Annotated in this window: 5 protein-coding genes; 4 read left to right on the top strand and 1 reads right to left on the bottom strand. The window is 73.4% G+C overall.

Features of this window, described 5'->3' with window-relative positions:
* The coding region (locus tag ABZ371_RS28200) for a sensor histidine kinase (RefSeq protein ID WP_358684691.1) at nt 1-1,570 on the bottom strand (1,570 nt) is incomplete at its 3' end.
* A gap of 157 nt (nt 1,571-1,727) precedes the next feature.
* Here ABZ371_RS28200 and ABZ371_RS28195 point away from each other — a divergent pair.
* From ABZ371_RS28195 to trxA, 4 genes are all read left to right on the top strand, one after another.
* Nucleotides 1,728-3,095 (top strand): cation:dicarboxylase symporter family transporter, encoded by a 1,368-nt coding sequence (locus tag ABZ371_RS28195; protein WP_358684689.1) that lies wholly within the window; start codon nt 1,728-1,730, stop codon nt 3,093-3,095.
* 183 nt (nt 3,096-3,278) lie between these two features.
* A complete protein-coding gene (locus ABZ371_RS28190; RefSeq protein WP_358684687.1) occupies nt 3,279-4,505 on the top strand; it encodes a hypothetical protein in 1,227 nt (408 codons plus the stop codon).
* A gap of 184 nt (nt 4,506-4,689) precedes the next feature.
* The gene (locus ABZ371_RS28185; protein WP_358684685.1) at nt 4,690-5,106 is read left to right on the top strand and encodes a MerR family transcriptional regulator; all 417 of its coding nucleotides are present in this window, start codon (nt 4,690-4,692) and stop codon (nt 5,104-5,106) included.
* Complete coding sequence (trxA, locus tag ABZ371_RS28180; protein WP_358684683.1) at nt 5,103-5,450, top strand: thioredoxin; 348 nt, start codon at nt 5,103-5,105, stop codon at nt 5,448-5,450. The genes ABZ371_RS28185 and trxA overlap by 4 nt, the downstream gene beginning before the upstream one ends.
* Nucleotides 5,451-5,567: the final 117 nt, after the last annotated feature.

Raw genomic sequence — 5,567 nt, 5'->3', positions numbered from 1 at the left:
GCGCCGACCGCCCCAGGGCGACCGTGCCCCCGTTGCGGTGGACCGCCTGCCGTACGAGCGCCAGCCCCAGGCCGCGGCCCGCGCCGCGCGTCGTCCAGCCGCGCCGGAACACCTCGTCCGTGTCGTCGGGGCCGATGCCCGCCCCGCTGTCCGCCACCCGCAGCAGCAGGCCCTCGGCGTCGGTCAGCGCGGTCACGGTGACCAGGGCGCGCGTGGCCCGCACCGGTTCGCCGCCGCCCGTCGGCGCCTCGGACGCCGCGTCCACCGCGTTGTCGATCAGGTTGCCCAGGATCGTCACCAGGTCCCGGGGCGCGAGCGACCGCGGCAGGGCCCCGTCGTCGATCAGGCTGTCCTCGCCGAGCACCAGCTCCACGCCGCGCTCGTTGGCCTGCGCCGCCTTGCCGAGCAGCAGGGCGGCCAGCACCGGCTCACCGACCGCGCCGACGACCCGGTCGGTGAGCACCTGCGCCAGTTCGAGCTCCGCCGTCGCGAACTCCACCGCCTCGTCCACCCGGCCGAGTTCGATCAGTGAGACCACCGTGTGCAGGCGGTTGGCGGCCTCGTGCGCCTGCGAGCGCAGCGCCTGCGTGAAACCGCGCTCGGAGTCGAGTTCGCCCGACAGCGCCTGCAGTTCGGTGTGGTCCCGCAGCGTCACCACCGTCCCGCGCCGCTCGCCGCCGACGACGGGACTGGTGTTCACGACGATCACCCGGTCCGCCGTCAGGTGGACCTCGTCGACGCGTGGCCCGGACGCCAGGAGCGCCCCCGTCAGCGGAGCGGGCAGGGAGAGCTGGTCGACCGTCCGTCCCACCGCATCCGGCCCGAGGCCGAGCAGCTCCCGGCCCGCGTCGTTGACCAGCGCGATCCGCCTCCGCCCGTCCAGCATCAGCAGTCCTTCGCGCACCGCGTGCAGCGTGGCCTCGTGGTAGTCGTGCATCCGGCTGAGCTCCTGGGCGTTCATCCCGTGCGTGTGCCGCCGCAGTCCGGCGTTGACGACGTAGGTGCCGAGCCCGCCGAGGGCCAGTGCGCCGCCCGCCGCCGCGGCCAGCGCGCCCAGCTGTTCCCGGACCTGGGTGGAGACCCGTTCGACGGTGATGCCGGCACTGACCAGGCCGACGACCCGGCCGTCGTCGCGGATCGGTGTCACGACCCGTATCGAGGGCCCCAGCGTGCCGGTGTACGTCTCCGTGAACGTACGGCCCCGCAGGGCCTGCTCGGTGTGGCCGATGAACGGCCTGCCGATCTGGGAGGGGTCCGGGTGGGTCCAGCGCATCCCGTCCGGGTCCATGATCGTGACGAAGGCGATCCCGGTGTCCGACCGGACCCGCTCCGCGTACGGCTGGAGTGCGGTGGACGGGTCGGGGGTACGGACCGCCTCCCGCACGGACGGCGATCCGGCCATCGCCAGGGCGACCCCCCGTACCTGGCGCTCCGCGGTCTCCTCCGCCTGCTCCCGGCCCGATGCGTACGCGAAGCAGGCGCACCCGGCCACGACGAGGGCCACCAGCAGGGCCTGCATGGCGAACAGCTGTCCGGCCAGACTGCGGGGGCGGGTACGGGGGAGGCGCATGGCTCACAGTCTGCCTGCCACCACGAGGTGGCCCAAGGTGGCTCGAAAGCGTCCGTGAACGATATGAACGCAAGGGTGACGGCCGTCACAGGGGGGTGAATAGTCACCGGGGCCCCCAGGGACGGGGGAGGGACCGCAGACAGCCGAGGAGGCCCCCGTGGCGAAGACAGCCGCACGCCGGGACCGCACGCACTATCTCTACCTGGCCGTGATCGCCGCAGTGGTGCTGGGCATCACGGTGGGCCTGGCCGCCCCGGGCCTGGCCGTGGAGCTCAAGCCGATCGGAACGGGCTTCGTCAACCTCATCAAGATGATGATCTCGCCGATCATCTTCTGCACGATCGTGCTGGGCGTCGGCTCCGTGCGCAAGGCCGCCAAGGTCGGGGCCGTCGGCGGGCTGGCCCTCGGCTACTTCCTGGTGATGTCCACGGTCGCGCTGGCCATCGGCCTCGTCGTCGGCAACCTCCTGGAGCCCGGCTCCAGCCTCCACCTCACGGAGGCGGCCCGCGCGGCGGGGGAGAAGCAGGCTTCCGGGGCGAGCGAGTCCACCGTGGACTTCCTCCTCGGCATCATCCCGACCACCATGGTGTCGGCCTTCACCGGGGGCGAGGTCCTGCAGACCCTCCTCATCGCCCTGCTGGCGGGCTTCGCCCTGCAGGCCATGGGCCCGGCCGGCGAGCCCGTCCTGCGGGGCATCGGCCACATCCAGCGGCTCGTCTTCCGCATCCTCGCCATGATCATGTGGGCGGCACCGGTCGGCGCGTTCGGCGCGATGGCGGCGGTGGTCGGTGAGACCGGCGTCGACGCCCTGAAGTCCCTCGCGATCATCATGGTCGGCTTCTACGTCACCTGTGCGCTCTTCGTCTTCCTGATCCTGGGCGCGATCCTGCGCCTGGTCGCCGGGGTCAACATCTTCTCCCTCCTGAAGTACCTGGGCCGGGAGTTCCTGCTGATCCTCTCCACCTCCTCCTCGGAGTCGGCCCTGCCCCGGCTGATCGCGAAGATGGAGCACATGGGCGTCAGCAAGCCCGTCGTCGGCATCACCGTGCCGACCGGCTACTCCTTCAACCTCGACGGCACGGCCATCTACCTGACGATGGCCTCGCTCTTCATCGCCAACGCGACGGGCGACCCGCTGAGCATCGGCGAGCAGATCTCCCTGCTGGTCTTCATGGTGATCGCCTCCAAGGGCGCGGCGGGCGTCACGGGCGCCGGACTGGCGACCCTCGCGGGCGGTCTCCAGTCGCACCGCCCCGAACTCGTCGACGGGGTCGGCCTGATCGTCGGCATCGACCGCTTCATGAGCGAGGCCCGCGCCCTGACGAACTTCGCGGGCAACGCGGTGGCCACCGTGCTCGTCGGCACCTGGACCAAGGAGATCGACCGGACCCGGGTGGACGAGGTGCTCTCCGGTGCGCTGCCCTTCGACGAGAGCACCATGACGGACGACGCCCACGGCGGCGAGCCGCACGTCCCGGAGGCGAGGGACGGCGGTGAGGAGCGGCCCTCGCCGGTGAAGGCGTAAGGCCCGCGCGCCGCGGCGGCCGGTACGGGGACCTCCCGTACCGGCCGTTCCCGTGTGCCCGGGCCGGGGTCGGGGCCGGGGCGTGAGGACGGCGTGATCATTCCGTGCTGGTGCCGTGCGGCGCGTTCGAGCAGTATCACTCCTCCGGCCAGGCGCGGAAGGCGTCCCGGCCAGGCACAAGGGGTGGGGACGCTGAAGACCGTACGACACCGGCGAGCGGCAGCCGCGCTGCTGCTGCCGGCCCTCATCGGCGCGGCCGGATGCGGCACCGGGGACCGGCCCGACGCGGGGAGGGCGGTCTACGGGCTGCCGCTCGCCGAGCAGTTCCAGGCGGCGACGGACGCCACCCGGGGGGCGGGCACCGCCGCCTTCGTCTCGACGCTGACGTACGGGGCCGCGGGCGGCGACGCGGTACAGCGGGCGGAGGGGACGCAGGACTACGCGCGCGGGACGTCGAGGGTGGACCTCGTGTTCGGCGCGGGCCGCCGCTTCCCGGCCCGGAGCCTGGCGTACCTCCGGCAGTCCGCACCCGACGGCAGGCAGACCCTGGCGACCGCGGACGAGGACGTCTACGTCCGGCAGGGCACTTCCGCCTGGCTGAAGTACACGCCCGAGGCCGTCAACGCACTCGGCGAGGCCACCGGCGTGATCGCGGCCCACGCGGCCGGGGACGCCGCGCCGTACAGCGGGACGCTCGCCGACCTCGTGCCGCGTGTGATCCCCCGGGAGAAGCCCGAGCGCAGGGAGGACGGCAGCCGGGTCTACCGGGTGACCGTGCTCCCCGAGGTCGCCGCGGAGCTGCTTCCCCGGGACCTGCAGAGCCTCCAGCAGGACTGGGGGGCGGAACCCGTCCGGCTGACGGTACGCCTGGACTCCCACGGGCGCCTGGCGTCCGCGACCGCGGACCTCACGCCCGTCCTGGCCCGTCTCCACGAGCGTGAGGTGCTCGCCGACGTGACACGGCTGCGCGCCGAGTACAGGATCGGCGCCTTCGGCGAGCCCGTGAAGGGCAAGGGGCCGGAAGGCGGCGGCGAGCCGGTCAAGGACGCCCGCACGGTGCTGGTGGCCCTGGCCGCGATCGCGGACGGCCGGTGCGCCGACGCCGGGGGCACGGGGCTCGGTACGGTGGCGGTCGCCCGGCCCGTCGACTGCGCGGACCGGCACGACCTGCGGGTGGTGTCCCAGGTGGAGGTGGACCGGACCTTCCCGGGCGAGCATGAGGACATGAGCGCCTACCGCTACGGTCTGGAGCAGTGCCACCACGACTGGGCCGCCGCGCCGGACGCCTGGGAGCGCGGCACCGGAGCTCCGGAAGTCATCGGAACCTCCGACCTGACGGTCAGCACGTCCGGCGGTGCGTCGGAGACGGCGGTGACCGGGCGGTACACCTGCTACGTCACGTCATCCTGACGGTGCGTCAGGTGTAAGGGGGCGCGGACGGCCGGCCGTTTGCCCACCCCCGCCGTGCCGGGGCCGTCGCCGACGGCGTCCGGGACCCCCACCTCCGCCCCGCCGTCGGCCAGGTCGCCGTGGCTCCTTCGCGCGGGCCCGGCGTCCTTGCCTTGACGCCGACGTCAAGGCTTACGGTCGCGGCATGCGAATCGGGGAGCTGGCCGAACGCGCCGGGACGACGACACGGACGCTGCGGTACTACGAATCACGCGGACTCCTGCCCGCCCGCCGGGCGGACAACGGCTACCGCACGTACGACGAGAGCGATCTGCGGTTGATCCAGCAGATCCGCACCCTCCAGGACTTCGGCTTCGACCTGGAGGAGACCCGCCCCTTCGTCGACTGCCTGCGCGCCGGCCACCCGGCCGGTGACGCCTGCCCCGCCTCGCTGGCGGTGTACCGGCGCAAGCTGGGCGAGCTCGACCGGCTCGTCGACCAGCTGCGGGCGGTCCGTACGGAGGTCGCCGCCCAGCTGGCCCGCGCCGAACTGGAGGCGTCGGCCGAGGTGCCGGGCGGCCCCGAACCACGATGTGCACTCGACTGGGAGGACGGCAGATGATCCACGTGGAAGGTGTCGCCGAGGCGACCGACGCGACGTTCGACGACGAGGTCCTGGAGGGGGGACTGCCCGTCCTGGTCGAGTTCACGGCGGACTGGTGCGGCCCGTGCCGCCAGCTCGCGCCCGTGCTCGGCGCGATCGCCGCCGAGGAGGCCGGCCGCCTCAAGGTCGTCCAGATCGACGTGGACCGCAACCCGGGCGTCCCCGGGCGCTACGCCGTCCTCTCGATGCCGACGCTGATGGTCTTCCGGGACGGCGAACCGGTGAAGTCCATGGTGGGGGCCCGCCCCAAGCGCAGGCTGCTCCAGGAGCTGGAGGACGTACTCGGGCCCGCCCGGACCTGACTCCTCACCTTCCCTCCCTCCCGAACCGGCCGGCCCGGCCCGGTGGGAGGGCCCGCGGGCCCCGTGTCCCCGGTGTGGCCGGGTGGCACGCCGACCGACGGCGGGCCACCCCGCCGG

Source organism: Streptomyces sp. NPDC005899, from assembly GCF_040629645.1.
Lineage (GTDB): Bacteria > Actinomycetota > Actinomycetes > Streptomycetales > Streptomycetaceae > Streptomyces.
This window is presented reverse-complemented; position numbering and strand designations above follow the sequence as displayed.

Excerpts from the sequence above, each read along its gene's own strand:
- ABZ371_RS28185 (WP_358684685.1), top strand. The coding sequence starts at position 4,690 with ATGCGAATCGGGGAGCTGGCCGAACGCGCCGGGACGACGACACGGACG.
- trxA (WP_358684683.1), top strand. The coding sequence starts at position 5,103 with ATGATCCACGTGGAAGGTGTCGCCGAGGCGACCGACGCGACGTTCGAC.